Annotated in this window: 24 protein-coding genes; 13 read left to right on the top strand and 11 right to left on the bottom strand. The window is 69.8% G+C overall.

The features are described from left to right. Positions 1-15 precede the first annotated feature (15 nt). Both ACIQTP_RS34540 and ACIQTP_RS34545 read right to left on the bottom strand, forming a co-directional pair. The gene (locus ACIQTP_RS34540) at positions 16-192 is read right to left on the bottom strand and encodes a hypothetical protein (RefSeq protein WP_403407412.1); all 177 of its coding nucleotides are present in this window, start codon (positions 190-192) and stop codon (positions 16-18) included. After that, positions 189-371: a hypothetical protein gene (locus tag ACIQTP_RS34545; RefSeq protein ID WP_403407414.1), complete on the bottom strand. Its 183-nt coding sequence runs from the start codon at positions 369-371 to the stop codon at positions 189-191. Before ACIQTP_RS34545 ends, ACIQTP_RS34540 begins: the two co-directional genes overlap by 4 nt. A gap of 186 nt (positions 372-557) precedes the next feature. On the opposite strand from ACIQTP_RS34545, the gene ACIQTP_RS34550 reads away from it, so the two are divergent. Next, positions 558-875, top strand: a complete 318-nt coding sequence (locus ACIQTP_RS34550) for a hypothetical protein (protein ID WP_403407416.1) — start codon at positions 558-560, stop codon at positions 873-875. Between the two features lie 81 nt (positions 876-956). On the opposite strand, the gene ACIQTP_RS34555 is transcribed toward ACIQTP_RS34550, so the two are convergent. From ACIQTP_RS34555 to ACIQTP_RS34565, 3 genes are all read right to left on the bottom strand, one after another. After that, on the bottom strand, positions 957-2,447 hold the full coding sequence (locus ACIQTP_RS34555; protein ID WP_403407418.1) for a DEAD/DEAH box helicase: 1,491 nt from the start codon (positions 2,445-2,447) through the stop codon (positions 957-959). Between the two features lie 297 nt (positions 2,448-2,744). Next, on the bottom strand, positions 2,745-3,920 hold the full coding sequence (locus tag ACIQTP_RS34560) for a N(5)-(carboxyethyl)ornithine synthase (RefSeq protein WP_403407419.1): 1,176 nt from the start codon (positions 3,918-3,920) through the stop codon (positions 2,745-2,747). A gap of 349 nt (positions 3,921-4,269) precedes the next feature. Beyond that, positions 4,270-4,698, bottom strand: coding sequence for a YjbQ family protein (locus ACIQTP_RS34565; RefSeq protein ID WP_403407421.1), 429 nt, complete (start codon positions 4,696-4,698; stop codon positions 4,270-4,272). Between the two features lie 121 nt (positions 4,699-4,819). Here ACIQTP_RS34565 and ACIQTP_RS34570 point away from each other — a divergent pair, with 121 nt between their 5' ends. From ACIQTP_RS34570 to ACIQTP_RS34590, 5 genes are all read left to right on the top strand, one after another. Next, positions 4,820-4,903, top strand: a complete 84-nt coding sequence (locus ACIQTP_RS34570) for a putative leader peptide (protein ID WP_351695690.1) — start codon at positions 4,820-4,822, stop codon at positions 4,901-4,903. A 216-nt stretch (positions 4,904-5,119) separates the two neighbouring features. Then, positions 5,120-6,007 (top strand): ABC transporter permease, encoded by an 888-nt coding sequence (locus ACIQTP_RS34575; RefSeq protein ID WP_403407423.1) that lies wholly within the window; start codon positions 5,120-5,122, stop codon positions 6,005-6,007. Beyond that, positions 5,980-6,771: an ABC transporter ATP-binding protein gene (locus tag ACIQTP_RS34580; protein ID WP_403407425.1), complete on the top strand. Its 792-nt coding sequence runs from the start codon at positions 5,980-5,982 to the stop codon at positions 6,769-6,771. The genes ACIQTP_RS34575 and ACIQTP_RS34580 overlap by 28 nt, the downstream gene beginning before the upstream one ends. An 84-nt stretch (positions 6,772-6,855) precedes the next feature. Continuing rightward, positions 6,856-7,884, top strand: coding sequence for an ABC transporter substrate-binding protein (locus ACIQTP_RS34585; protein WP_403407427.1), 1,029 nt, complete (start codon positions 6,856-6,858; stop codon positions 7,882-7,884). Between the two features lie 105 nt (positions 7,885-7,989). Next, complete coding sequence (locus tag ACIQTP_RS34590) at positions 7,990-9,087, top strand: NAD(P)-binding domain-containing protein (RefSeq protein ID WP_403407429.1); 1,098 nt, start codon at positions 7,990-7,992, stop codon at positions 9,085-9,087. A 61-nt stretch (positions 9,088-9,148) separates the two neighbouring features. Here ACIQTP_RS34590 and mltG read toward each other — a convergent pair whose 3' ends face one another. Both mltG and ACIQTP_RS34600 read right to left on the bottom strand, forming a co-directional pair. Further along, entirely contained in the window at positions 9,149-10,051 is a 903-nt protein-coding gene (gene mltG, locus ACIQTP_RS34595; RefSeq protein WP_403407431.1) for an endolytic transglycosylase MltG, read from the bottom strand. A gap of 43 nt (positions 10,052-10,094) precedes the next feature. Beyond that, the gene (locus ACIQTP_RS34600; protein ID WP_403407433.1) at positions 10,095-11,894 is read right to left on the bottom strand and encodes an ABC transporter ATP-binding protein; all 1,800 of its coding nucleotides are present in this window, start codon (positions 11,892-11,894) and stop codon (positions 10,095-10,097) included. A 115-nt stretch (positions 11,895-12,009) separates the two neighbouring features. Here ACIQTP_RS34600 and ACIQTP_RS34605 point away from each other — a divergent pair, with 115 nt between their 5' ends. Further along, positions 12,010-12,465 carry a MarR family winged helix-turn-helix transcriptional regulator gene (locus ACIQTP_RS34605; RefSeq protein WP_067372629.1) on the top strand — a complete coding sequence of 152 codons (456 nt, stop codon included), beginning with the start codon at positions 12,010-12,012 and terminating at the stop codon, positions 12,463-12,465. Between the two features lie 128 nt (positions 12,466-12,593). On the opposite strand, the gene ACIQTP_RS34610 is transcribed toward ACIQTP_RS34605, so the two are convergent. The 3 genes from ACIQTP_RS34610 to ACIQTP_RS34620 form a co-directional block, all read right to left on the bottom strand. After that, a complete protein-coding gene (locus ACIQTP_RS34610) occupies positions 12,594-14,084 on the bottom strand; it encodes a cation:dicarboxylate symporter family transporter (protein WP_403407436.1) in 1,491 nt (496 codons plus the stop codon). A 152-nt stretch (positions 14,085-14,236) separates the two neighbouring features. Further along, entirely contained in the window at positions 14,237-15,976 is a 1,740-nt protein-coding gene (locus ACIQTP_RS34615) for a peptide-N4-asparagine amidase (RefSeq protein ID WP_403407438.1), read from the bottom strand. A gap of 86 nt (positions 15,977-16,062) precedes the next feature. Then, positions 16,063-16,809 (bottom strand): hypothetical protein, encoded by a 747-nt coding sequence (locus ACIQTP_RS34620; protein ID WP_403407440.1) that lies wholly within the window; start codon positions 16,807-16,809, stop codon positions 16,063-16,065. Positions 16,810-17,147: 338 nt separating this feature from the next. Between ACIQTP_RS34620 and ACIQTP_RS34625 the strand changes: the two genes are divergently transcribed. The 4 genes from ACIQTP_RS34625 to ACIQTP_RS34640 all read left to right on the top strand — a co-directional run bounded on the left by ACIQTP_RS34625 (position 17,148) and on the right by ACIQTP_RS34640 (position 21,826). Further along, complete coding sequence (locus tag ACIQTP_RS34625) at positions 17,148-19,001, top strand: ABC transporter transmembrane domain-containing protein (RefSeq protein ID WP_403407442.1); 1,854 nt, start codon at positions 17,148-17,150, stop codon at positions 18,999-19,001. After that, positions 18,998-20,779, top strand: a complete 1,782-nt coding sequence (locus tag ACIQTP_RS34630; protein WP_403407444.1) for an ABC transporter ATP-binding protein — start codon at positions 18,998-19,000, stop codon at positions 20,777-20,779. Before ACIQTP_RS34625 ends, ACIQTP_RS34630 begins: the two co-directional genes overlap by 4 nt. Positions 20,780-21,046: 267 nt before the next feature. Further along, entirely contained in the window at positions 21,047-21,517 is a 471-nt protein-coding gene (locus tag ACIQTP_RS34635; RefSeq protein ID WP_403407446.1) for a DUF5709 domain-containing protein, read from the top strand. A gap of 33 nt (positions 21,518-21,550) precedes the next feature. Next, positions 21,551-21,826, top strand: coding sequence for a type B 50S ribosomal protein L31 (locus ACIQTP_RS34640; RefSeq protein ID WP_402039456.1), 276 nt, complete (start codon positions 21,551-21,553; stop codon positions 21,824-21,826). 72 nt (positions 21,827-21,898) lie between these two features. Here ACIQTP_RS34640 and ACIQTP_RS34645 read toward each other — a convergent pair whose 3' ends face one another. Beyond that, a complete protein-coding gene (locus ACIQTP_RS34645) occupies positions 21,899-22,693 on the bottom strand; it encodes a metal-dependent hydrolase (RefSeq protein WP_403407448.1) in 795 nt (264 codons plus the stop codon). Positions 22,694-22,838: 145 nt separating this feature from the next. Between ACIQTP_RS34645 and ACIQTP_RS34650 the strand changes: the two genes are divergently transcribed. Then, positions 22,839-25,352: a DEAD/DEAH box helicase gene (locus ACIQTP_RS34650; RefSeq protein ID WP_403407450.1), complete on the top strand. Its 2,514-nt coding sequence runs from the start codon at positions 22,839-22,841 to the stop codon at positions 25,350-25,352. 19 nt (positions 25,353-25,371) lie between these two features. After that, positions 25,372-26,238, top strand: coding sequence for an acyl-CoA thioesterase (locus ACIQTP_RS34655; protein WP_403407451.1), 867 nt, complete (start codon positions 25,372-25,374; stop codon positions 26,236-26,238). The last annotated feature ends 43 nt before the right edge of the window (positions 26,239-26,281 follow it).

The raw sequence follows: 26,281 nt of genomic DNA on the forward strand, positions 1-26,281 counted from the left end.
TTGGCGACCACATCCTCACTGAGCCGCGGCACCCGTGGCGATCTGACGGCAGGTCAGCGCGTCGGCGATCAGTATCGCGAGCTGCTCCTCGTTCTCGGTGGCGGCCTGCTTGCGTCCGGGGACGGTGATCCCCGCCTCGCACATGGCGGCCCTGGTGCGGAAGCGCGACAGTGCGGCGCCGGTGTCCGTCACCCCGTCTCGAAGGGCCGACTGCGCGAGCGCGTCAGGCCCACCGCTTCGCGCAGGTTCTCCTGGGCGGTGCCGGAAGCGTCCTGCCGCAGGACTCGGGCCGAAGCGAGCAGATACCTCGGCCGAGCCCTTCCGCCGCCCATCCGGTCGGAGATGCGTTCGAGGCGTTCCAGGCAGGTCACCGCGTCACCCGTGTGTCCCCCTTCCGTGTGAACCTCGGCGGAGGAAGTGGGTTCCCCCATGACACGCGAGGCGTTGCTCGGGGGCCATGGCCTGGTGCACGGTGACGTGGACAGCGCCGTTGCCGCACTCCGTTGATATGCCAACGGAGGGACACGTACCTGGGCCTGCTCTGCCGCCTGTGTCCGGTGGAGATCGGCGACGACTCCGAACGGCGGCTGGCGGAGACCTCGCGCATCGCGCAGGCGCTGGGGATCGGGCGCGCCACCCTTACGACACTCGGCCACATGGCGCGGCGGCGGAGCGTCGTGGAGCTGGCCGCGGGCCGGCTGGACGGCAGCCTGGCCGGGCCGCGACCTGGTGCCGGACGGCGTGCCCGACGGGTCGTCAGGGACAGGCTCCGTTCCCACGGCTCCGCCCGCCACGACCTCCTGATCGACGGGTCAGGAGAAGGTCCCGCCGACGGCCCTCCGGAGGCATGGACGGACCGCGGCAGACAGCCGTGATCATGTCGGGGGTGTGGGGTGGGTGAGTCGGAGCGGGTCGCACGGGCGGGGTCGTGGATCGTTCGGTGTCAGGCGCTCGGACTACGCGCCACGACGAACCCGAGCGGCCTTGCGGGCCTCGGCCGTCTGACGGGCCTCGGCGGCCCGGCGGGACTCGCCACCGGCGCGTCCCGGGCGGGTGCCCAGGCCCCGGAAGGGGGCACCGCCACGTTCGGGTCGCTCCGCGACCGGCCGACTGCCGCCGATGGGAACACCGGAGGGAGCCTGTGCGCCGGTGATCCGGCTCAACTCCGCCTCACCGGAACGGACCTGGGTGACGTGAGGACGGATGCCCGCGTCGGACATGAGACGGATCATGTCGCGGCGCTGGCCGGGCAGAACGAGCGTGACGACACTGCCTGACTCACCGGCGCGGGCGGTACGGCCGCCTCGGTGCAGGTAGTCCTTGTGGTCACTGGGCGGGTCGACGTTGACGACGAGGTCGAGATCGTCGACATGGATACCGCGGGCCGCGACGTTGGTCGCCACCAGGACCGTGACATGACCGGTCTTGAACTGCGCGAGCGTACGCGTGCGCTGGGGCTGCGACTTGCCGCTGTGCAGCGCCGCGGCCTTCACACCACTGCCCAGCAGGTGCCTGGTGAACTGGTCGACGGCGTGCTTGGTGTCCAGGAACATGAGCACGCGCCCGTCGCGGGCGGCGATCTCGGTGGCGGCGGCGTACTTGTCGGCGCCGTGCACCTGCAGTACGTGATGCTCCATCGTGGTCACCGCGCCCGCCGAGGGGTCGACCGAGTGGACCACCGGGTCATGGAGGTATCGACGGACGAGGAGGTCGATGTTGCGGTCCAGCGTGGCGGAGAACAACAGGCGCTGACCGTCGGGGCGCACCTGGTCCAGCAGCTCGGTGACCTGGGGCATGAAACCCATGTCGGCCATCTGGTCGGCCTCGTCCAGGACGGTGATGCTCACCCGGTCGAGGCGGCAGTCATTGCGCTCGACGAGATCGGTGAGGCGGCCCGGGGTCGCGACGACGACCTCGGCCCCGGCCCGCAGCGCGGCGGCCTGACGCCCGATCGACATACCACCGACCACCGTGGCCAGCCGCACCTTAAGCAGCTGGGCGTACGGGGTGAGCGCATCGGAGACCTGCTGGGCCAGCTCGCGGGTGGGAACGAGGATCAGGGCGCGCGGTTTCCGGGCCTCGGCCCGCTGCCCTGCCGTGCGCACGAGGAGCGCGAGGCCGAAGGCGAGCGTCTTGCCGGATCCGGTGCGCCCGCGGCCCAGGACGTCGCGTCCCGCGAGGGAGTTGGGCAGCGTGGCGGCCTGGATCGGGAACGGCTCGTTCACGCCGAGGCTGGTGAGCTTCTTCAGCAACTCGCCGGGGAGGTCCAGCTCATCGAAGGCCGCGACCGGAGGGAGGGCGGGGGTGATGGTCTCCGGCAGCGCGAACTCGCCCTGCGGTGCGGAGGGACGGCGTCCGTCGCCGCCTGGACGGGCGCCGGGGCGCCCCTGGCCACCCTGCCGACGGGTCTTGGCAAAACGGTCGCTCGTACGAGCTGAGCGGTTCATGGAGAACCTTCCTCGATATGGCACGTATCGAGGAATTCTCGGCAGCGATGAACCGAATGAATTGCAAGAACGAACCGAATCCGACTTCCGGGCGGTACCCAGGGGTCCACGTTCTGCGAAATGCAAAAATGCCCGACGACATAAAGTCATCAAAGGCACTTGGATTTTACGCGAACCACAACTGACGTCAACTTTAGCACGGCACGCACATTCCGGGGACGAAAAGTACCCTTGTCGACCGGCGGACCGGCCGGGCGAGCCCACGCAGAGCTGCTGCGCGGACTCCCCCAGGCGTCGTCAGGCCACCTGTGCGGCGGAGCGCAGCGCCGGGACCTCGGGGGCGTGGGGATACTCGGCCGACCGGTGCTGGAAGGAGAGGATCTTCGGGTTCTGGACCACGCCGTCGCGCATCTCGATGGCGTTTCTGACCGTGGCGTCGGCCTCCCAGGCCGCGGGGCCGCTCATGACCTTGCGGAGATAGGGAAGGAGCGCCTCGCTGATCTCCCACGTGGCCGAGTTCCACAGGTGGGACGGACTGTGATCCACCGCGTAGTAGTGGCAGCCCGGCCCCACCGAGGGCATGGGCTCGCCGAAGGTGGTCGGACGGGCCCATTCGAAGCCCATGCCCGCGTCACAGGCGACGTCGATGAAGAAGGTGCCCGGCCGGAACAGGGCGAGTTCCTCTTCGGTGACGAACGTCAGCGGCGCGTCGGTGTCCTGCAGGACGCAGTTGACGATGATGTCGAACCCGGCCAGATACTCCGCGAGCGGCACGGAACCGCCGGCGGTGAATGCCCGCAGGCGTGACGGGTCGTCCTCCTGCTCCTCGAAGTGGCCCATCACGACCGACGGCATCGGCGAGGCCACGGCCGCCGCGGCGCGTTGGGTGAGCACCGTGACGTCGGAGACTCCCATGGCACCGAGGCCGGTGACCGCTCCGCGCGCCGTGGCGCCGAAGCTGATGACCACGGCACGCAGGCGGCGGCCATAACTACCTGTCAGCCCACCGAGTTGCAGGGCGTGCAGCACCGAGCAGTAGCCCGCGAGTTCGTTGTTCTTGTGGAACACATGGACGCTGAAGGCACCAGTGGACGTCCAGTGGTTCATGGCCTCCCAGGCGACGAGGGTCAGTTTTCGGTCGATGCCGATCTGGGTCATCTTCTGGTCCTGCACACAATGCGGCCATCCCCACAGCACTTGACCCTCGTGCAGCTCGGCGATGTCGTCGTGCATCGGTTTGGGCAGCAGCAGCACATCGCACTCGGCGAGGAGCCGCTCTCGGGAACGCAGGCCTCCCACGAGTGGTCGCAGAGCGTCGTCACCGACGCCGAACCGGTGGCCGTAGCCTTCTTCGAGGAAGATCCTTTCGCGTACGTCCGGGGCGATCCGGTCGAGGTGGCCAGGGTGCAGCGGCAACCGGAACTCGTTCTCCTTGCGGGAGGACGCGAGCACTCCGAGGCTCATCAGACTCATGCGCTTCCTTGTCATTTCGCTCTTGTTCATCGCGGGTGCGTGAAGCGCCGACTGCGTCCCGGCGGCATACGCCGGGGGTGAGAATCGGTCCAGGTGCGCGCGAGGTGCCGGAAGGCCTCCGAAACACCGTGAGAACCAGGAAATCCGCTACCGCGGGTGGCGGGACGGGATGCGGAAGGCGGCGCGATTGCGCTGGCCAGGAGGCATGGGGCGGCTCATTTCCGGCCGGGCCACATGGGCTCAGGCCTTGCCGTTCCCCGAGAACGACGCCGAAATGGATGACGGCATGCGAGGTGCGCTCGGTAGCACCACCGTACTCCCGCCCCCCACGAGCGCGGCCACCGCCGGCTCACGAACCCCCAAGAAAACTCAAACGCACCTTTCGCACGGGATTGTCCCTGTTCGTGTCCACCAGACACACCGACTGCCACGTCCCCAGTTCCAGCCGCCCGCCCAGCACCGGAAGCGTCGCGTGCGGCGGGACGACGGCGGGGAGTACGTGGTCACGGCCGTGCCCGGGGCTGCCGTGGCGGTGCTGCCAGCGGTCGTCCGCGGGGAGCAGGGAGTGCAGCGCGGCGAGGAGATCGTCGTCGCTTCCGGCGCCGGTTTCGATGATCGCGACACCGGCGGTGGCATGGGGCACGAAGACATTCAGCAGGCCGTCGCGGCCCGCCGCCACCTCACGAAGGAAGGCCTCGCAGTCGCGGGTGAGGTCGATGACCGTCTCCGCCGAACCGGTGGCGACGTTCAGGACTCGGGTGGTGAAGGCATCGGGCATGACCCGATTCTCACCCGTCCTCGGCGTTCCGCACACGACCGACAGCCGCTCTCTGATACACGCGTTCCAATCCGCGAGACACCATTGACCGGGCATGGACCACCTGGCTACTTTCACCCGCATGTTGCGTTCAGCCTTGCTCACCACGCGCGGTCACATCGACCTGCTGCGGGTGGCCTCCGCCGCGTGTCGCCGCGGCCTCTGACGCCCCCTCACTCCCTCGTTCCACCGCGCCCTCGCTCCGCTCCACCCGCACGTCGCGGCTGGGGCCTGCCTTTCGGACAGGTCGCCTCACGGTGCGGCGCCTGATCAGTCCCGCGGCCCGGACCTGATCCGAACGACAGGCCTCAGACCTGAGCCGCTGACGCGGCGGAGCCATGGCGTATTCCTCTCCGGCCGCTCTCCTCCCCGTGGAGCACTCATGAGCATCAGCCACGCCCCGCCCACCCCCTCCGAGCCCGATATATCGGACATAGCCAAGAACGGTGCGGCCCAGCCGGCGCCACCCGAACTCGTTCCGATCGTCCCCCTCTCCACCCGCCGCACCCGCGTGCCCCGCTGGCTGCGCCGCACCTCCGGCCCGCTCCTGCTGCTCGCGCTGTGGCAAGTTCTCAGCAGTACAGGGGTGTTGACCCCCGACATCCTCGCCTCGCCGGGCACCATCGCGCGGGTCGGCGGCAATCTGATCGCCGACGGTTCGCTGCCGAACGCGATGGGCGTCTCCTTGCAGCGCGTCGCGGTGGGGCTGTTGCTCGGAACCCTCGTCGGCACCGGACTCGCCCTCGTCTCCGGACTCTTCCGGATCGGCGAAGACCTCGTGGACGCCAGCGTCCAGATGCTGCGGACGGTGCCCTTCGTGGGACTGATCCCGCTGTTCATCATCTGGTTCGGCATCGGCGAGGCCCCGAAGATCGCGATCATCACGCTGGGGGTGTCCTTCCCCCTCTATCTGAACGTGTACGCCGGTATCCGCGGCGTCGATTCCCAGCTCATCGAGGCCGGGGAGTCCCTCGGCCTCTCCCGGTGGGGGCTCGTCCGGCATGTCGTACTGCCGGGCGCGCTGCCCGGGGCGATGACCGGGCTTCGCTACTCCCTCGGTATCGCCTGGCTCGCGCTCGTCTTCGCCGAGCAGATCAACGCGGACGCCGGGATCGGTTTCCTCATGGTGCAGGCACGTGACTTCCTGCGGACCGATGTGATCGTGGTCTGCCTGATCGTCTACGCCTTCCTCGGCCTGCTCGCCGACTTCATCGTCCGCTCCCTCGAAAGGCTGCTGCTGCAATGGCGACCGACGTTCACGGGCCGGTGACCCTCCAGAAGGGCGCCATCGCCCAGCAGAAGACCGCGACCGGTCGGCAGGACCCGACCACTCAGGCCTCCGCCGTACGCGTGCAGGGACTGACCCGCTCCTTCGACGGGCGCGCCGTCATCGACGACCTCCAACTCGACGTGCGTACAGGCGAGTTCGTGGCCCTCCTCGGCCGCAGCGGCTGCGGCAAGTCCACTCTGCTGCGCATCCTCGCCGGGCTCGACCGTGACATCGAGGGCACTGTGCTCGTCCCGCGGCGCAAGGCCGTCGCGTTCCAGGCGCCCCGGCTCATGCCGTGGAAGAAGGTGTGGCGCAACGTCCTGCTGGGTCTGCCCGGAAAGCCCGAACGCGCCGTCGCCGAGCAGGCGTTGACCGAGGTCGGACTCACCCACCGCGCGAACGCCTGGCCCAAGACACTCTCCGGCGGTGAGGCCCAACGTGCCTCGCTGGCCCGTGCGTTGGTCCGCGAACCCGATCTGCTGCTGCTCGACGAGCCGTTCGGCGCGCTGGACGCCCTCACCCGCATCAAGGCACAGCGGCTCGTCGGCGAACTGTGGCGACGGCGCGGCTGTGCCGTGCTGCTGGTCACGCACGACGTCGAGGAGGCCGTGCTGCTCGCCGACCGGGTCCTCGTCATGGACGGCGGTGTCATCGCGTACGAGACCCGGGTCGACCTGGACCGGCCGCGCGACATCGCCGACCCCCGCTTCGCCGAACTGCGTGCCGGCCTCCTGGAGCGCCTGGGCGTGGACACCGTCGCCTGAGCTCCCTCTCCCCGCCCATCAGCCGCCCTTCGCCGTCACCTCAACATCACCTCACCTCACCTGAACCAATCGAACGGAATCGCCATGCGCCGACACCTCGTCCCCGCCGCCCTGCTCCTCCCCCTGACCCTGCTCCTCGCCGCCTGCGGCGGGAACTCGGCCGCCGACACCGCCGGTGCCGGAACCGATGGCAAGGGTTCCCTCACGCTCAACGTCGGTGACCAGAAGGGTGGTTCCGAGGCGGTGCTGCGGGCCGCGGGAGAACTCAAGAACCTCAACTACAAGATCAAGTGGTCGACGTTCACATCCGGGCCGCCCCTCCTGGAGGCCGTCAACGCCAAGGCCGTCGACATCGGCGGCGTCGGCAACACCCCGCCCGTCTTCGCGGCCGGCGCGGGCTCGAAGGTCTCGGTGGTGGCCGCCTGGCACGGCACGTCCAAGGGCGAGGCCATTCTCGTGCCGAAGGACTCGTCGCTGCGCAGGCCCGAGGAGCTCAAGGGCAGTTCCATCGCCGTGGCGCAAGGTTCGTCCGCGCACTTCCAGCTGATCGCCTCGCTCAAGGAGGCCGGTCTGAAGCTGAGCGATGTGAAGGTCAAGTATCTGCAGCCCGCCGACGCGCTCGCCGCGTTCACCGGCGGCAAGGTGGACGCGTGGGCGGTGTGGGACCCGTACACCTCGCAGGTCCTCGAGACCAAGCAGGGTCGGATCCTGGCCGACGGGGACGGTGTCGTCAACGGGCTCAGCTTCCAGGTGGCGGCGCCGAGCGCGCTGAAGGACACCAAGAAGGCCGCTGCCATCAAGGACTATCTGGAGCGGCTGCGGCGTGCCCAGGACTGGGTGTACCGGCATCCGGACGCCTGGGCCAAGGTGTGGGCGAAGGACACCGGCCTGCCGTACGAGGTGGCGCTCGCCTCGGTGAAGCGCACCAACGCCAGCCGGATCGCGGTCGCCGTCGACAAGCCGCTCATCGCGTCGGAGCAGCAGATCGCGGACACCTTCACCGAGCTGAAGCTGATCCCGGGCAAGGTCGACTTCGCCGCCTTCGTCGACACGCGATTCAACGGCGGCCTGCCGCCCTCCACCACCACGCCCCGCGTCTACAAGGACTCCTGAAGACCGTCCGTCCGCGCTGCTTCCCGCCCGCCGGGTCGCGCGTCGGGTGGCTCACAGGCGTCGCCGTTCGGGAAGATCCCGCACCCCGGTCGAGTTAGTGGAAGCGTGAACAACACCGGGGTGCAGGCGCGCGAAGTCCGCGAGGTCGATGTCGTCGTCATAGGCGCTGGGCAGGCGGGACTGTCCAGCGCCTATCACCTGCGGCGGGGCGGTTTCGAGCCGGAGCGGGACTTCGCGGTGCTGGATCACGCACCGCGTCCGGGTGGTGCCTGGCAGTTCCGGTGGCCGTCGCTGACGTACGGCAAGGTGCACGGCATGCACTCCCTGCCCGGTATGGAGCTGGAGGGCGCGGACCCGGCGCGGCCGTCCTCCGAGGTGATCGCGGAGTACTTCGACACCTACGAGCGCACCTTCGACCTGCGGGTACGGCGGCCGGTGGACGTGCGGGCCGTGCGGGAGGGCGCCGGCGGACGGCTGCTGGTCGAGTCCTCCGACGGTACGTGGTCGACGCGGGCGCTGATCAATGCCACGGGGACCTGGGATCGGCCGTTCTGGCCGCGCTATCCCGGCCAGGAGACGTTCCGGGGGCGGCAGTTGCACACGGCCCAGTACCCGGGGCCCGAGGAGTTCGCCGGGCAGCGGGTGGTCGTCGTGGGCGGCGGCGCGTCCGGCACCCAGCATCTGATGGAGATCGCCCCGTACGCCGCCGCGACGACCTGGGTGACACGGCGGCCGCCCGTCTTCCGTGAGGGGCCCTTCACCGAGGACGTGGGGCGCGCGGCCGTCGCACTCGTGGAGGAACGGGTCCGGCAGGGGCTGCCTCCCAAGAGTGTCGTCTCGGTGACGGGGCTGCCGCTGAACGACGCGATCCGGCAGGCGCTGGCCGACGGCGTGCTGGACCGGCAGCCGATGTTCGACCGGATCACGCCATCCGGCGTCGACTGGGCCGACGGCCGTCACGTCGACGCGGACGTCATCCTGTGGGCGACCGGTTTTCGTGCCGCCCTCGACCATCTGACGCCGCTGCGGCTGCGTGAGCCGGGCGGCGGCATCCGCGTCGAGGGGACGCGCGCGCTCGCCGATCCCCGGATCCATCTGGTCGGGTACGGGCCTTCCGCCAGCACGATCGGCGCCAACCGGGCCGGGCGCGCGGCGGTACGGGACATCAGGCGGCTGCTGGCGGGAGTGACCGTCGGCGCCTGATGCCCCGTGGCCGGCTCGGAGACCTCGTGGGCAGGGTGGACCGGGCACCGGGCAGCGAGCTTCAGCGCGGGGCCGAGGCGGATGGCGAGCCCGGGGTCGAGTTCGAGTTCGACGGTGAGTGCGAGGGCGAGGGGGAGGCTCTCCTCCGGAGCTGGTTGAATTCGGCGACGTTCCTCTGCTGTTCCTCGTAGCTGGCCGTGAACCGGGTGTCGCCCGGCTTGACCGTGACGAAGTACAGCCAGTCGCCCGGGGCGGGGTTGATCGCGGCACGCATCGCGGCTTCGCCGGGGTTGGAGATCGGTGTGGGCGGCAGCCCCATGCGCTGGTACGAGTTGTAGGGACTCTCGAGCTTCGTGTCGTTCGTGGTCGTGGTCGGCGTGAAGCGGTTCAGCGCGTAGTTGAGGGTCGCGTCCATCTGCAGCGGCATGCCGCGTTCCAGGCGGTTGAAGATGACCCGGGCCACCTTGGCCATGTCGGCCTTGGTGGCGGACTCGGCCTGGACGATGCTCGCGATGGTGATCGCCTGATAGAGGTTCATCGCGTTGCGCTGGGCGCCCGCGGTGATGGGGCTGCCACTGAACTTCTTGTTCGCGGTGTTGACCATGAGCGCCAGCAGGGACTCGGGGGTCGCCGTCTTGTCGAGGGGGTACGTCGCCGGGTAGAGGTAGCCCTCGGGGTTGCCCTCCGCGTCGTTGGGCAACTTGAGGTTGGCCTTGGCCAGGGCCTTCTTGGTGGATCCCAGGGGCAGCGCGAGGGCCTTGTCGACAGCCTCGTAGACCTGGCCGGTGCGCCAGCCCGCCGGGATGACGAGGGACGTGGGCCGCGTCTCCTCGTTCTCCGTGTTCAGGGTGAGCAGCGGCACCGCCACGGCGGTGGCCGCCACGACGGCTCCGGTCGCGATGAGGGCGACCCGGCCCCGGCGCGTCAGTCGAATCGTGCTCCGTGGCGGAGTGTTCATCTGCATGCGGGCACGGTAACCCGCTAAAGCCTACAAACCCGGCATATCGTCATCTTGTCGGCTCCAGTTGGGCGTCCCGGTGGACCAGCGCCGCATAGCGCCCCTCCCGCTCCAACAGCTCCTCGTGCGTGCCGCGTTCGACCGCGCGGCCGGAGTCCAGGACGACGATCTGGTCGGCGCCACGGATGGTGGAGAGCCGGTGCGCGATGGTGAGCGTGGTCCGGTTGGCCGACAGGGCGTCGATGGCCTCCTGCACGGCGTACTCCGTGCGGGTGTCCAGGGCGCTGGTCGCCTCGTCGAGAATGAGGACCGGCGGGTCCCGCAGGATCGTGCGGGCGATGGCGAGGCGCTGCTTCTCACCGCCCGAGAACCGGTGGCCGCGTTCACCCACGACCGTGTCGTACCCGTCGGGCAGTGACGCGATGTGATCGTGGATCTGGGCCGCCCTGGCCGCCGCCTGCAGCTCCTCGTCGGTGGCGTCGGGCCTGGCGAAGCGCAGGTTGTCCGCGACCGAGGCGTGGAAAAGGTAGGTCTCCTGGGAGACGACGCCGATTCCGCGGGCGAGCGTGTCGAAGTCGAGGTCCCGTACGTCGACGCCGTCCAGCGTGACGCGGCCGCCCGTGACGTCGTACAGCCGTGGCACCAGATAGCTGAGCGTGGACTTGCCGGAGCCGGTCGGGCCGACGACGGCGAGACTGCCGCCCGCGGGGACGGTGATGTCGATGCCCTCGAGGATCGGGCCGCTCTTGTCGTCGTAGCGGAACTCGACGCCCTCGAAGCGGATCTCGCCCTTGACCTGGTCGAGGTGGACCGGGTGCTCCGGCTCGGTGATGTCGATGGGCAGGTCGAGGTACTCGAAGATGCGCTGGAAGAGCGCGAGCGAGGTCTGGATCTGGACGCCGGTGGACAGCAGGCTGACCGTCGGCCGGAACAGGCCCTGCTGGAGCGAGACGAAGGCGACGAGCGTGCCGATCGACACGGACGGGCCGCCGAACTGGAGGGCCATGCCCGCGGCCCAGTAGATGACGGCCGGCATGGCGGCCATGACGATGCCGATGACGGACATGCGCCAGCGACCCGCCATGTTCGACTTCACCTCGAGGTCGACCAGGCTGTCGGACTCGTCCTCGAACGCCTTGGTGAGCGAATCGCCGCGGCCCATGGTGCGGCCGAGCAGGATGCCGCTAACGGAGAGCGACTCGGTCACGGTGGCGGCCATCGCGGCCATCTGCTTCTGACGCTGGGTCGCTATCCTCTTGCGTTCGTTGCCGACGCGCCGGCTGATCCACACGAAGACCGGCAGCAGGAGCAGCGAGACCACGGTGAGCCGCCAGTCCAGGGCGACCATCGCGACGATCGTGGCGACCACGCTGGTGAGGTTGGAGACCAGCGAGGTGGCGGTGGAGGTCACGGTCGCCTGCATGCCGCCGATGTCGTTGGCGATGCGGGACTGGACCTCGCCGGTGCGGGTCCGGGTGAAGAAGGCGAGCGACATGCGCTGCAGCCGGCCGTAGACGGCGGTGCGCAGGTCGTGCATGACGCGCTGGCCGACGGTCGTGGAGATCAGGGTCTGCAGGACGCCGAAGATGCCGGTGACGACCGCGCTGAGAATCATGCCGAGCGCGAGCAGGCTCAGCAGACCGGTGCGGCCCTGGGGAATCGCGACGTCCAGGGTCTCCTTCAGCAGGAAGGGGGTCGCGACGGTGACGAGGGACGACGCGCCGACCAGCAGGCCGACGATCGCGAGGCGGCCGCGGTAGGGCCGGAACAGCTTCAGGATGCGGCGCACCTGCCGTGGCTGTTCGCCCTCGGCGGGTGACGGGGTCCAGGTGGATTGTTCGGGACGCATGGGCTCCTACGGGAGGTGAGACGACGATTACGCGGGCCAGGAAAACAATGACTGGCGGAGCTTAGCTCATTGTTACCTATACTCACAATGAACCGCATCCTGATATTGTTCCCGTATGACCACCCCCGATGCCGACGGCCTGCTCGCCGAGCAGTTGCTGCGGCTGACCCGACGTGTGCACCGCATCCAGAAGCGGCATCTGGAGCAGCGCGAGCTGGGCATCACCCCGGCCCAGTCCCGGCTGCTGCGCACGCTCGCGCACTACAGCTCGCCACCGCGCATGGCCGATCTCGCCGAGCGCCTGGAGGTGGTGCCCCGGGCCGTGACCACGCTGGTCGACGGCCTGGAGGCGAGCGGGAAGGTGCGCCGGGTCCCCGATCCCACCAATCGGAGGGTGATCCGGATCGAGGTCACGGACGAGGGGCGCGAGGCACTGCGGGAGCTGCGTGGCGCGCGCCGGTCGGCCGCGGAGGAGATCCTGGCGCCGTTGACGGACGAGCAACGCGAGGTACTCGGGGGGCTGCTGGACACGCTGGTGGACGGCATGCCCAGGCTTGAGCACCGCTGCTGAGGGTGTGCCATCGGCGGGCCCGTGGCGCGACGTACGACGCGCCGGGCCGCGGCCCCCACTCCGTACGACTGGAGTGGGAACACACGGCCTGTTCCGGGGCATCGGGGCGGTGACCCGTCCCGGGTCGGTCAACCGACCTCGGGGGCAGGTTCCTTGGTCGACTGGGCGGGGACTTCCGCCTTGCCCGAGTGGGCGGGGACTTCCACCTTGGTCGAATGGACGGGGACTTCCGCCTTGGTCGAATGGACGGGGACTTCCGCCTTGGTCGACTCGGGCTCCAGTACTTCCGTCGGCGACTCCCGCGGTGGCGCGTCGTCCTCCTCCACGAACGCGATCTCGCCCTCCAGTACCTTCTTCGCCCGCTCCGTGTCGAGCGCGCCATCCCAGCGGGACACCGCGAAGACGGCGACGCAGTTGCCGAGCAGGTTCGTGGCGACGCGCATCGAGTCCATGACGCGGTCCACGCCGAGGAGGAGGGCGACGGCTCCGGCGGGGACGACCCCGAGCGAGGAGGCCGTCGCCGACAGGGCGAGGAAGGCGGACCCGGGTACGCCCGCCATGCCCTTGCTGGTCAGCATGAGGACCAGGACGACGGTGATCTGCTGACCCAGGCTCAGCTCCACACCCACCGCCTGCGCGATGAACAACGTACCGATGGACAGGTAGATCGAGGCGCCGTCGAGGTTGAAGGAGTAGCCGGTGGGCAGGACCAGGCCCACGGCGTCGTCACGGCAGCCCACCTGCCGCAGCTTCTGCATCATGCGCGGCATGACCGTCTCACTGGAGGCGGTACCGAGCGCGAGCAGCATCTCCTCGCGGGTGTAACGGACGAACTTCCAGAGGCTGAGCCCGGTGACCGCCTTCAGGGCGACGGCGAGCAGCGCGAGGAACAGCAACGCGACCGCGTAGCACAGGACGATCAGCTTGCCGTACGTCTTGATGACGCCGAGCCCGTACTCCCCCACCAGGTGGACCATCGCGCCGAACACCGCGAGCGGGGCCAGCTTCATGATGAAGCCGACGATCGCGAAGACGACGTCCTGGACCTGCTCGATGGCGGGCAGCACCTTGGGTACCTTGGCGTTGCCGAGGTGGAGCAGTGCCGCGCCCACCAGGCAGGCGAGGACGAGGACTTGGAGCAGGGAGTTCTCGGCGAAGGCCCCGACGGCGCTCTGCGGCAGCGCGTCCAGGATGAACTCGCCGGTCGACGGGAGCGAGCCGCCACCGGTCTTGCCGTCGACGGCCGAGGCGTCGAGCTTCGAGGGGTCGGCGTGCATGCCCGAGCCCGGGCCGAAGACGTTCGCCGCGATCAGCCCGAGGAACAGCGCGGCGGTGGACGCGACCTCGAACCAGATCAGGGCCTTGAGCCCGATCCGGCCGAAGGCCTTCAGATCACCGGCCTTGGTGATGCCGACGACCACCACACAGAACACGAGCGGTGAGATGACCGCCTTGATGAGGCGTACGAAACCGTCGCCGAGCGGCTGGAAGGTCGTGGCCGTGTCCGGCCACAACCTTCCGACGACGATGCCGAGTACGAGCGCGCAGGCGACCTGCGCGAACAGTGAGGTACGCAGTATGCGTGCGACGCGTCGCGGGGACGGTACAGACGGCGGCACGGGCACTCCCCCGAGGGGACTTCTGGCATGCGGAAACTTCCTTCCGCAGTGATCACTATTGAGGAGTTGCCGGTGCCGCCGGATACCTCTGTGTCACGTCCAGGTAAATCCTGGAACGGACGTGCCGTCCCCCACCCGGGGCCTCACCGGTGTCAGCAGTCGCTGCGGTCCCGCGTCAACACTCCCTGCGCGGTGACCAGTACGCGGTCGTAGCAGCCGTCCGAGCCGTACAGCCGGTAGCGCTCACTCGTCGTACCGACCGCATGCCGTTGGTCGCGGGGCACGTTCGCGGTATACGTCGCGTCTCCCGCGTACGTGTCGTCGAGCCGGGACCACGTGGTGCGCCGGCCGCCGCGCGTCCCGTCGACCGCGGCCCGCTCGCCGAGCGTCAGGACGGTCCGCAACCGGTCGTCCGCGGCGAGCGTCGTGGTGCCGTCCATGGTGTACGTGCGGTGGGTGCGCGTCACGCCGACCGGTCCGCGCCCGTCGACGGTGACCGTCTCGTCGTCAATCCAGGTGGCCTTGAGCGCGTCCGTGTTCTCGCCGTCGGTCCAGCGGTGCGTGGAAGTGTTGGCGAGCGTGCGGCGCACGGTGGTCCACACCCGGCCGTGCGAGGTGTCGACGTATCCGGCGGTCGTCAGCCGGTGTCCGCCCACGGTGTCGAGCCGTTCTTCCGAACCGGGCGTGTACGTCGAGGAGTTGGCGAGGTCGCCGGCCCTGACGTCGGTGAGCGCGCCACTCACGTACGCGCGCTTCGCGTCCTGCCAGACGAGGACATTGACCGGGGCGCTCCAGCCGGTCTGGCCCGCGGGGACGCCCACGACGGAGACGTCGATCCGGTGCGGACGCCCGTCGTCGAGGAGACCGGCGTAGGGCGTGAGGTCGTATTCGATCGGCTTGATGTCGAAGGCGCGCGGCCCCGGGATCACGTACCAGAGGAAGGGGTTGGACCAGCCGCCGGTCCACACGGTCGGGAACGGCTCGGCGATGCCCGCGAGTTGGCCGTCCACCTTGATCTGCACCTCGCGGTAGGGGCCCTTGTCCGCCTTGCAGGAGTACGGGGCGGGGTCGGGCACCGTCAGGTACCAGTACTCCTCGCAGCCGCCGCCGGAGCCGGTCGCGTACACCTCGGCGACGATGCGCTCGCTGTTGCGCGGGGTGGTGAGGGTGCCGTCCTGGAGGATGAGGACACGGTCGGGGGTCGCGGCGGACTTCACGGCGCCGCCCTCCGCGTAGAAGGTCAGGGTCACCTTCACGTCGAGGACTCCGGTGTACGTGTCGTCGACGACGTTCCCGATGAGCATCTCGACGTCGCCGCCGTGCCGGAACGTGTCGCCGTACCTGGTCACGTCCTTCTCGACGGACCACTCGATGCCGTCGGGTGAAGGCTCCGGGGTGGAGGTGCGGAGGATCTCCACGCCGCCGATGTGCAGATAGCCGAGCCGGTCGAACTGGCGTCCCTTGACCTTGCCGTCGAGCCGCAGGACGACCTTGCTCCAGCGGTCGCCGCAGCCGCTCGGCGGTGTGTACGTGCCCCGATACGGCGTGAAGTCACGGAACTGCGCCTCGGCGACCGTCACCGCGCAGGACTTGGTGGCGGGTGTCGCCACCGGCGGGGCGGCGGTCAGGGGGTCGTGCCAGTCGGTGCCGAACTCGGCGGGCGTATCGGCGACAGTCCCGGTGGGCGTCCCGGAAGCGGCAGTCCCGGAAGCGGCGGTCCCGGAGGGCGCGTCGTGGGGCGTATCGGCGACCTGGTCCGCCGACCGGGCGACGGAGGCGGCCGGCCGGGCAGCGTCCGCCTGCGGTGCCGCCGAGGCCGGGCCCGCTCCCAGGAAGGCACTCGCCGAGAGGATCACTCCGACGAGCATGGACATGACGATCCGTCTTCTCATGTGCGGTGTTCTACGGGGGAGTCGGCCCGCCCCGCAATGGGCACTCGGTGACCGCACCACGGGGGCAGCCCGGTCGGCCACGGCCGCTACACCTTCAGATCGGCCTTGTCCCCCATCACGATGACAGGGTGCTGATGCGGGTCGAGCGTCCGCAGCAGATATTCCATGGCCGGCTTGGGCACGCTGACACACGCGGACGTACCGCTGCCGTGGTCCATGTGCAGCCAGATGCTGCCGCCCTTCGTCTGACCCAGGGGGCGGTCCGGGTCGTTGGGCGGGGTACCCACGCGGCGGTTGTAGTTGATGGCGACGACGTAGTCGAAGTCGTGCCAGTGCGACCTGGCCCAGTCGCGGGGAGCCTGATAAGCCGCCGAGTGGTCGTACGGGAGCAGGGCGCCCGGATCGTCGAGCACTCCGCCCGCGTCGGTGAGCGAGAACACCCCGACGGGGCTGCGCTTGTCGCCCTCGTGATGGTCGGTGGTCCAGCCCTTCGTCCCGTTGTGCGCGTGCCAGGAACGCCGCACCTCCCAGGTGGAACCGGACTTCGTGTACAGCACGACCGTGGAGTCGGCGGAGTCCCTGCCCTCGCCGTAGACCGCCACCACCTGGTGGGAGTCGGACGGGATCCGGGCCTGCAGGCGATTGCCGACCTCCGGTATCCGGGTCGGATCGACGGTGCGCGCGGGTGCGTGTTCGCCCTTGGCACCGGCTCCGCCGCGCCCCTTCACCGCACCGCTCCCCCCTTCCGAACCACCGCAGGCCGACAGGAACACAGCGAGGACACCGCACGTCACAGCGGTGAACCCCGTACGCCTCGCACTGTCTTTTCGCATGCGACCCATCGTTGCATCACGTATCGGACGAATAATCCCTACCCCCCAGACTCCTCGGTGAGGTGTTGTCTTTCCGGGCACGCTTTCGATGGGCCGGAGGTGGTCCCAGCCTTGTCTCGGAGTCCCTGCCGCCAACCCCTGTCTCCCGAACGCGTGTCCCGATTCCCTGTCCTGAATCCATGTCCTGGGATGAAAAATCGTTTGCCTCCGGTCGCGCCATGACGCGAACCTTTCACGGTTTGCTGCCGACCCCCACGGTCGGTCGGTCGCCGGAACTCCACGGCTTGGGCCCGGCCCCATTTCCTGACCCCACCCCTTACACGAGCCACTGGGACGTCATGCAGATTCAAGGCCTTCCCTATCCCGACCCGGGTGTGCCGGACGCGCGCTCGGGTCCCCGATTCCTGTGGTGGCTCGGCCGGAATCAGCTGGGCGGGCAGTTCAAGGCCCTTGCCTGGGGACTGCTGCACTTCGTGGCGGTCTCCGGGCTGCCGTTCTGCGTCGGCCTCGCCGTCCAGGCCGTCGTCGACCGCTCCGGCACCCGACTCGCCCTGACCGGTGGGCTGCTGGGGCTGTGCGGCGCCTGCATCGCGCTGGGCGACACCATGCTGCACCGGGCCGCGGTCACCAACTGGATCACCGCCGCCGCGCGCGTCCAGCAGCTGCTGGCCCACAAGACCGCCCAGTTGGGCTCCGCTCTGACACGACGTGTCGCGGCCGGCGAGGTCGTCGCGGTCTCGACGGGCGACGTCGAGAAGATCGGCTGGTTCGTGGAGGCCCTGTCCCGGTTCGCGGCGGCCGCCCTGACCGTCGTGCTGGTCTGTCTCGGCCTGGTCGTCTACCAGCCCGCGCTCGGCGTACTCGTCGCGGTGGGTGTGCCCGTCCTCGCGCTCGCCGTACTGCCGTTGCTGCCCCGTGCCACCCGGCGCGCGGACTTCCAGCGCGAGAAGGCCGGACGCGCCACCGAGCTGGCCTCGGACACCGTCGCGGGCCTGCGGGTGCTGCGCGGCATCGGCGGCGAGGAACTGTTCCTCGACCGCTACCGCCGCGCCTCCCAGGAGGTCCGCCACGCGGCCGTGCGCAGCGCCCGGATGTGGTCGCTGATCTCGGCCATCCAGGTGCTGCTGCCCGGCCTGCTGATGATCGCCGTCATCTGGCGCGGCGTTCACCTGGCCCGCGACGGCCGGATCACGGTCGGCGAACTCGTCACCGTGTACAGCGCGGTCATGCTGCTCACGTACCCATTGCGACACTTCGAGGAGATCGCGATGGCCTACTCGTTCTCCCGCCCGTCCGCCAAGCGCGCGGCCCGGGTGCTGTCCCTGGAACGGGCCATGGACAGCGGTGGATCGCGCTCGCCCGAGGTGCCGGCCGGCGATCTGTACGACCCCGCGACCGGGCTGCTCGCACCCGCCGGACGGCTCACCGCCGTGGTGTGCGGCGACCCGGACGCGGCGGGCGTGCTCGCCGCGCGGCTGGGGGGCCACCCCACGGAGGGTGGCACCTCGGTGCTCCTCGGAGGCGTACCCCTCGACGACTTGCCGCTCGATTCCGCCCGTACGGCCGTCCTCGTCCAGGACAAGGACCCGGTGCTGCTGTCCGGCTCGCTGCGCGAGCTGCTCGACGTGCCTTCCTCGGGTCTCGTCAGCGCCGAGGCCGCACTGACCGCCGCGCAGTGCGACGACGTCCTGGACGCGCTCACCCAGGGGTCGTTGGACGCCGGGGACCCGATGGAGGCCCGCATCACCGAACGCGGACGCTCCCTCTCCGGCGGGCAGCGCCAGCGCCTGGCCCTGGCCCGGTCGCTGATCACGGACCCCGAGGTGCTGGTCCTCGACGAGCCGACCTCCGCCGTCGACTCGCACACCGAGGCCCGGATCGCCGACGGCGTGCGCGCCCTGCGCACCGGGCGCACGACGGTCGTCCTCACCTCCTCGCCGCTGCTCCTGGACCACGCGGACCGCGTCGTTCTGGTGCACGAGGGCGAGGTCGTCGCGGTCGGCGTACACCGCGAGCTGGTACGCGGTGAGCCGCGGTACCGGGCTGTGGTGACCCGGGAGACCGATGACGAGGCCGCGCGGAGCAGTGTGCGGGAAGAAGACAGGACCGCTCGCGGCCACGTGAGGGAAGACGACAAGGCCGACCTGGGCCGCGTACTGAAGGAACTGGAAGAAATCGAGGAGACCGCATGATCGGCCTGGCGCCACCGGCCTACGACCCGGCGGCCCCGACGACGGCGCACACCCTGCCCGTCGGTGCCCCCGCGACCGTACGCGCCTACGTGACCGAACTCTTCCGGCGGCACCGCCGGGCCTTCTTGTCGCTCATCGCAGCCAACACGGTGGCCGTGGTGGCCTCGATGGCCGGGCCCTACCTGTTGGGCTCGATCGTCGAGCGGGTCTCGGACCACGCACGTGAACTCCATCTGGAGCGCACCGCCGCGCTGTTCGCCGTCGCACTCGTCGTACAGGCCGTGTTCGTACGTGAGGTTCGGCTGCGCGGGGCCGTGCTCGGCGAGCGGATGCTGGCCGATCTGCGCGAGGACTTCCTCGTACGGTCGGTCGGGCTGCCGCCCGGCGTCCTCGAGCGGGCCGGCACGGGTGACCTGCTGTCCCGTATCACCACGGACATCGACCGGCTCGCCAACGCGATGCGCGAAGCCGTTCCGCAGCTCGCGATCGGCGTGGTCTGGGTGGCCCTGCTGCTCGGCGGGCTCGCCGTGACCGCGCCGCCGCTCGCCCCCGCCGTACTGGTCGCCGTGCCCATCCTGTTGATCGGCTGCCGCTGGTACTTCAGACGCGCACCGTCCGCCTACCGCTCCGAGGCCGCCGGTTACGCCGCCGTCGCCGCCGCCCTCGCCGAGACCGTGGACGCGGGTCGCACCGTCGAGGCGCACCGCCTGGGCGAGCGCCGCATCGAGCTGTCGGAGCGCCGGATCAAGGAGTGGACGGCCTGGGAGCGCTACACGCTCTGGCTGCGCACGGTGCTCTTCCCGGTCATCGGTGTCACACACGTGGTGATCCTCTGCTCGGTCCTGATGATCGGCGGGGTCTTCGTCCTTCAGGGCTGGATCGGAGTGGGTCAGCTGACGACGGGCGCGCTCATCGCGCAGATGCTCGTCGATCCGGTGGGCCTGATCCTGCGCTGGTACGACGAGCTGCAGGTCGCCCAGGTGTCGCTGGGCCGGCTGGTCGGCGTCCGGGACATCGAGCCGGACGCGGGCGACCCGGAGACGATCCCGGACGGGCGGGACGTACGCGCGGACGAGGTGCGCTTCGGCTACCGAGCCGGGGTGGACGTGCTGCGTGAGGTCTCCCTGGAGGTCGCCCCGGGCACCCGGCTCGCGCTGGTCGGACCGTCCGGCGCGGGCAAGTCCACGCTGGGCAGGCTGCTCGCCGGGATCTACGCACCCCGGGACGGCCGCGTCACGCTCGGCGGCGCCGAACTGTCCCGGATGCCCGCCGAGGCGGTCCGCTCCCATGTGGCCCTGGTCAACCAGGAGCACCACGTCTTCGTGGGCTCCCTGCGCGACAACCTGCTGCTCGCCAGGACGGGAGCGATCGACGCCGAGCTGTGGGCGGCGCTCGGGGCGGTCGACGCGGACGGCTGGGCGCGGGCGCTGGACGACGGTCTGGACACCGAGGTCGGCTCGGGCGGGCTCGCGCTCACCCCGGCCCAGGCCCAGCAGATCGCCCTGGCCCGGCTGGTCCTCGCCGATCCGCACACCCTGGTCCTGGACGAAGCGACCTCGCTGCTCGACCCGCGCGCGGCCCGTCACCTGGAACGCTCGCTGGCCCGCGTCCTCGACGGACGCACCGTGGTCGCCATCGCCCACCGGCTGCACACCGCCCACGACGCGGACGTCATCGCCGTCGTGGAGAACGGCCGGATCAGTGAGCTGGGCAGTCACGACGAGCTGGTCGCGGCGGACGGCGCCTACGCGGCGCTGTGGCGGTCCTGGCACGGGTGAGGGTGCCCTGCCGGTGCGGTCCGCGCTCGTGTGCGGCAGCGGTCGCACCGGCGCCCGGGACCTGCCTCCGCGGGCGGGCCCGTACCGCCTAGGACCGTGTGGCGTTGCGCAGTGCCGAACCGGAGTGGAAGGCTGGATAACGGCACCGGCTCGGGGAACGCCCGGGAACCACCCGGTTCGCGAAGGGCGAAGCCTGTGTCGAGTGGCCCGCGCGCCCGCCGTCGAGCGCGGTGGGATCGGGCTCGCCCGCATCACCTGGAGGTACCCGTGAACAGCGTCGACGGATGGGGAGACGACGTCTACCAGCCCGACGGATCCGAGGTACAGGACGACGCGGGGCTGCTCGACTCCGAGGACACCCTGCTCTCCGACGGTGTCGGGGACCCGCTCGACCGGGGCTGGTCCCCGCCGGAGCGGCCGTGGGCGGTGGAGCACTCCGGGGTGACCGCCGCGGAGCGCCGACAGGGCGAGACTCTGGACCAGCGCCTCGCGGAGGAGATGCCCGACGTCGCCGAACCGGACGGGGACGGCATCGGCGACTGCCAGGGCACCGACGGCGAACCCTGGGACAACGAAGTGGGCGACAGCCGCTCCGGTCGTCTCGTCGCCCCCAACGAAGGAGCGCACGAGGACGACGAGAGCGGGCTGATCGCCACCGACGTCGGCATCGACGGCGCCGCGGCCTCGGCCGAGGAGGCCGCGATGCACATCGTCGACGAGGAAACCCCGTCCGGCTGACCGGCCCCCGTCCCTCTCCCCCAAGGAGCACCCATGCAGCAGGACAAGCAGCCCGACTACCACGCCGTCGTCTTCCGCGACCGCGCCGCCGGGTACGCGTTCCTCACCCGGTCCACCGCGACGAGCGACCAGACCATCGAGTGGGACGACGGCGAGACCTACCCGGTCGTCGACGTCGAGATCTCCTCGGAGAGCCACCCGTTCTACACGGGCAAGGCCCGGACCGTGGACTCGGAGGGCCGGATCGCACAGTTCGAGCGGCGGTACGGCGGTGCGGGGCAGGGAGCGGGCAAGGACGGGACGGCGTGAGAGGTCGCCCCCCCGCGCTCGGGCGCGTAATGCCGGCACTCCTCCTCGGGCGTGCGGGGCTGACGCTCTCGCTCAGATGACGTTGAGCGCCGCCGCGCAGCCCACTCCGCCGAGCAGCATGAAGACCGGCATGAGCACCTTGAGCTCGACCCAGCTGCCGGCCCGGAAGCGCATGACCTTGGGCGGGCCGATGGGGTACCAGCGCTTGCGGCCGAGCGGGATGGGCCACAGGATCGGACAGCCGGACACGGTCAGCGCGTCCCCGATGTCGTGCACCAGGGCTCCCAGGACGATCGGCAGTCCGAGCCACAGGTACTGCTGGCCCGGTGCGGTGAACAGCCAGTCCGAGCCGTTGCCAGGCTTGTCCAGGACTCCGGCGAGGATCCAGGCGCTGGTGGCCGCCAGCAGCCAGACCAGGACGTCGCTGCTGGAGCCGCGGGCGGCCCGCCACAGCAGTCCCTCGATCGCGAGCACCATGTGCACGAAGAGGATGGCCAGGACCGCCCAGCGGCCACCTGTGATCGCAAGGACCGCGCTGCCCGCGCCGATCAGCACCGCCCACAGCCAGGTGTGCGTCAGCGTGCGGTGGCCGCCGTTGCGCCGCGGGTCGCCCGGCTTGCGGGTCGATTTGTAGACGGCGTACGAGAGCTTGTCGACGATCTCGCACAGGGTCCGTGAGAGGGGCCCGAAGGCTCGCGAGATCGTCGCCGCCTTGTGGTCCAGGTCGGGGGCGAGCGCGGCACCCGCGCAGATCAGGGCGCCGACGAGGAGGACCGGCCAGGGCATCGAGTGACCGGCGGCGGCCGCCGCCGCTCCGACGCCGAGCCAGGCCGCGGCTCCCGAGAGTGAGTGTGCTGGTCCCATCATGGCCGTTCCCCGCCCCATTCTTCTTTCGCCGCTGTCCAGTTGCCCGCATACGCTGACGCTTCGTCGGCGCCACAGCGTAACGGTCGTGATCTTCGGACCAGCATCCGATTCCCCCATCGAGCGGGTTGACAGGCAAGATGGGGGCGTGACCCTTATCGATCAGCTGCCGCAGACCGCAGATCCCGACGCCCTCTACGAAGCCTTCGAGTCGTGGGCCGGAGAACGCGGTCTCACGCTCTACCCCCATCAGGAGGAGGCGCTGATCGAGGTGGTCTCGGGTGCGAACGTGATCGTCTCGACGCCCACCGGCTCGGGCAAGAGCATGATCGCCGCGGGCGCCCACTTCGCCGCGCTCGCCCGCGACGAGGTCACCTTCTACACGGCGCCGATCAAGGCACTGGTCTCGGAGAAGTTCTTCGAGCTGTGCAAGATCTTCGGCACCGAGAACGTCGGCATGCTGACCGGCGACGCCTCCGTGAACTCCGACGCCCCCATCATCTGCTGCACCGCCGAGGTGCTGGCGTCCATCGCGCTGCGGGACGGCAAGCACGCCGACGTCGGCCAGGTCGTCATGGACGAGTTCCACTTCTACGCGGAGGCCGACCGCGGCTGGGCATGGCAGATCCCGATCCTGGAACTGCCACAGGCGCAGTTCATCCTGATGTCGGCGACGCTCGGCGACGTCTCGATGTTCGAGAAGGACCTCACCCGGCGCACCGGACGGCCCACGTCGGTGGTCCGCTCGGCGACCCGGCCCGTGCCGCTCTCCTACGAATACGTGCTGACTCCGCTGACGGAGACGCTCACCGAGCTGCTCGCGACCAAGCAGGCCCCGGTCTACATCGTCCACTTCACCCAGGCGCAGGCCGTGGAGCGGGCGCAGGCACTGATGAGCATCAACATGTGCACACGCGAGGAGAAGGACCAGATCGCCGAGCTGATCGGCAACTTCCGCTTCACCACCAAGTTCGGCCGCAACCTCTCCCGGTACGTACGCCACGGCATCGGCGTGCACCACGCGGGCATGCTGCCCAAGTACCGGCGGCTGGTGGAGAAGCTGGCCCAGGCCGGTCTGCTGAAGGTCATCTGCGGCACGGACACCCTCGGTGTCGGCGTCAACGTCCCGATCCGCACCGTGCTGTTCACGGCGCTGACGAAGTACGACGGCAACCGTGTGCGCACGCTCCGTGCCCGCGAGTTCCACCAGATCGCCGGCCGTGCCGGGCGCGCCGGATTCGACACGGCGGGCTTCGTGGTGGCGCAGGCGCCCGAGCACGTCATCGAGAACGAGAAGGCGCTCGCCAAGGCGGGCGACGACCCGAAGAAGCGCCGCAAGGTGGTCCGCAAGAAGGCTCCCGAGGGCTTCGTCGGCTGGACGGACAACACCTTCGAGAAGCTCATCGCTTCCGAGCCCGAACCGCTCACCTCCCGCTTCCGGGTCACCCACACCATGCTCCTGTCGGTGATCGCCCGGCCCGGGAACGCCTTCGAGGCGATGCGGCATCTGCTGGAGGACAACCACGAGCCGCGCAAGCAGCAGCTGCGGCACATCCGGCGGGCGATCGCGATCTACCGCTCGCTCCTCGACGGCGGCATCGTCGAGAAGCTCGACGAGCCTGACGCCACGGGCCGCATCGTGCGCCTCACCGTGGATCTGCAACAGGACTTCGCGCTCAACCAGCCGCTGTCGACCTTCGCGCTCGCCGCGTTCGAGCTGCTGGACCCCGAGTCCCCCTCCTACGCCCTGGACATGGTGTCCGTCGTGGAGTCCACCCTGGACGACCCGCGGCAGATCCTCGCGGCCCAGCAGAACAAGGCGCGCGGCGAGGCCGTGGCGGCGATGAAGGCGGACGGCGTCGAGTACGAGGAGCGCATGGAGCGGCTCCAGGACGTGTCGTACCCCAAGCCGATGGAGGAGCTGCTCTTCCACGCCTACAACACCTACCGCAAGAGCCACCCGTGGGTCGGTGACCATCCGTTGTCGCCGAAGTCCGTCATCCGTGACATGTACGAACGGGCCATGTCCTTCACGGAGTTCGTCTCCCACTACGAGCTCGCCCGTACTGAGGGCATTGTCCTGCGCTACCTCGCGAGTGCCTACAAGGCGCTTGAACACACCGTCCCGGACGACCTCAAGTCCGACGACCTGGAGGATCTGATCGCCTGGCTGGGCGAGCTGGTGCGCCAGGTCGACTCGAGCCTCCTCGACGAGTGGGAGCAGCTCGCCAACCCCGAGGAGATGACGGCCGAGGAGGCCCAGGAGAGGGCCGACCAGGTCAAGCCGGTCACGTCGAACGCGCGCGCCTTCCGTGTCCTCGTCCGCAACGCGATGTTCCGCCGTGTCGAACTCGCCGCACTCGACAACGTCGACGAGCTCGGCGAGATGGACGGCGAAGCCGGCTGGGACGCCGATGCCTGGGGCGAGGCGATGGACAAGTACTGGGACGAGTACGAGGACCTCGGCACAGGGCCCGACGCCCGTGGCCCCAAGCTGCTGTCGATCGTGGAGGAACCGCAGAACGGCCTGTGGCGCGTCCGTCAGACCTTCGCCGACCCGAATGGTGACCACGACTGGGGCATCAGCGCGGAGGTCGACCTCGTGGCCTCCGACGCGGAGGGTCGCGCGGTCGTCAAGGTCACCGACGTCGGCCAGTTGTGAGCACAGGAGAATCCCACACATGACGAACCCGGCCGAGAGGCTCGTCGACCTGCTCGACCTGGAGCAGATCGAGGTCAACATCTTCCGTGGCCGCAGCCCGGACGAATCACTGCAGCGGGTCTTCGGCGGCCAGGTGGCGGGCCAGGCCCTGGTGGCGGCCGGGCGCACCGCCGAGGCCGACCGGCCGGTGCACTCACTGCACGCGTACTTCCTGCGCCCCGGCCGGCCGGGCGTACCGATCGTGTACCAGGTCGAACGGGTCAGGGACGGGCGGTCGTTCACCACCCGTCGCGTCACCGCCGTGCAGCAGGGCCGCACGATCTTCAATCTGACCGCCTCCTTTCACAAGCCTGAGGAAGGGAGCTTCGAGCACCAGCTGCCGCCGGCCCGTGAGATCCCGCACCCGGAGTCGCTGCCGACGGTCACGCAGGAGATAACCGAGCATCTGGGCGCGCTTCCCGAGTCGCTGGAGCGCATGGCGCGCCGTCAGCCGTTCGACATCCGGTATGTGGACGGACTGCGCTGGACCCCTGAGGAGATCAAGGACGCGGAGCCCCGCAGCGCGGTGTGGATGCGTGCCGTCGGGCCGCTGGGCGACGACCCGCTCGTGCACACCTGCGCCCTCACCTACGCGAGCGACATGACCCTCCTGGACGCCGTCCGCATCCCGGTGGAGCCGCTGTGGGGTCCGCGCGGCTTCGACATGGCCTCGCTCGACCACGCGATGTGGTTCCACCGGCCGTTCCGCGCGGACGAGTGGTTCCTGTACGACCAGGAGTCGCCGATCGCGACGGGCGGTCGCGGGTTGGCCCGCGGGCGCATCTACGACCTGGAGGGACGCCTGCTCGTCTCGGTCGTCCAGGAGGGGCTTTTTCGGACGCTGTAAGGATGCAGGACGGACAGGGCCCGGGAAGGAGCCGTCCGGGGAG

Origin of the sequence: Streptomyces sp. NPDC090798, assembly GCF_044768965.1 — a bacterium.
In the GTDB taxonomy this organism is placed as follows: domain Bacteria; phylum Actinomycetota; class Actinomycetes; order Streptomycetales; family Streptomycetaceae; genus Streptomyces.

Coding starts and splice junctions, on each gene's coding strand:
- ACIQTP_RS34630 (WP_403407444.1), top strand. CDS start 18,998: ATGATCGGCCTGGCGCCACCGGCCTACGACCCGGCGGCCCCGACGACG.
- ACIQTP_RS34620 (WP_403407440.1), bottom strand. CDS start 16,809: ATGCGAAAAGACAGTGCGAGGCGTACGGGGTTCACCGCTGTGACGTGC.
- ACIQTP_RS34640 (WP_402039456.1), top strand. CDS start 21,551: ATGCAGCAGGACAAGCAGCCCGACTACCACGCCGTCGTCTTCCGCGAC.
- ACIQTP_RS34580 (WP_403407425.1), top strand. CDS start 5,980: ATGGCGACCGACGTTCACGGGCCGGTGACCCTCCAGAAGGGCGCCATC.
- ACIQTP_RS34615 (WP_403407438.1), bottom strand. CDS start 15,976: ATGAGAAGACGGATCGTCATGTCCATGCTCGTCGGAGTGATCCTCTCG.
- ACIQTP_RS34585 (WP_403407427.1), top strand. CDS start 6,856: ATGCGCCGACACCTCGTCCCCGCCGCCCTGCTCCTCCCCCTGACCCTG.
- ACIQTP_RS34560 (WP_403407419.1), bottom strand. CDS start 3,920: ATGAGTCTGATGAGCCTCGGAGTGCTCGCGTCCTCCCGCAAGGAGAAC.
- mltG (WP_403407431.1), bottom strand. CDS start 10,051: ATGCAGATGAACACTCCGCCACGGAGCACGATTCGACTGACGCGCCGG.
- ACIQTP_RS34625 (WP_403407442.1), top strand. CDS start 17,148: ATGCAGATTCAAGGCCTTCCCTATCCCGACCCGGGTGTGCCGGACGCG.
- ACIQTP_RS34655 (WP_403407451.1), top strand. CDS start 25,372: ATGACGAACCCGGCCGAGAGGCTCGTCGACCTGCTCGACCTGGAGCAG.
- ACIQTP_RS34555 (WP_403407418.1), bottom strand. CDS start 2,447: ATGAACCGCTCAGCTCGTACGAGCGACCGTTTTGCCAAGACCCGTCGG.
- ACIQTP_RS34645 (WP_403407448.1), bottom strand. CDS start 22,693: ATGATGGGACCAGCACACTCACTCTCGGGAGCCGCGGCCTGGCTCGGC.
- ACIQTP_RS34570 (WP_351695690.1), top strand. CDS start 4,820: ATGTTGCGTTCAGCCTTGCTCACCACGCGCGGTCACATCGACCTGCTG.
- ACIQTP_RS34600 (WP_403407433.1), bottom strand. CDS start 11,894: ATGCGTCCCGAACAATCCACCTGGACCCCGTCACCCGCCGAGGGCGAA.
- ACIQTP_RS34565 (WP_403407421.1), bottom strand. CDS start 4,698: ATGCCCGATGCCTTCACCACCCGAGTCCTGAACGTCGCCACCGGTTCG.
- ACIQTP_RS34575 (WP_403407423.1), top strand. CDS start 5,120: ATGAGCATCAGCCACGCCCCGCCCACCCCCTCCGAGCCCGATATATCG.
- ACIQTP_RS34605 (WP_067372629.1), top strand. CDS start 12,010: ATGACCACCCCCGATGCCGACGGCCTGCTCGCCGAGCAGTTGCTGCGG.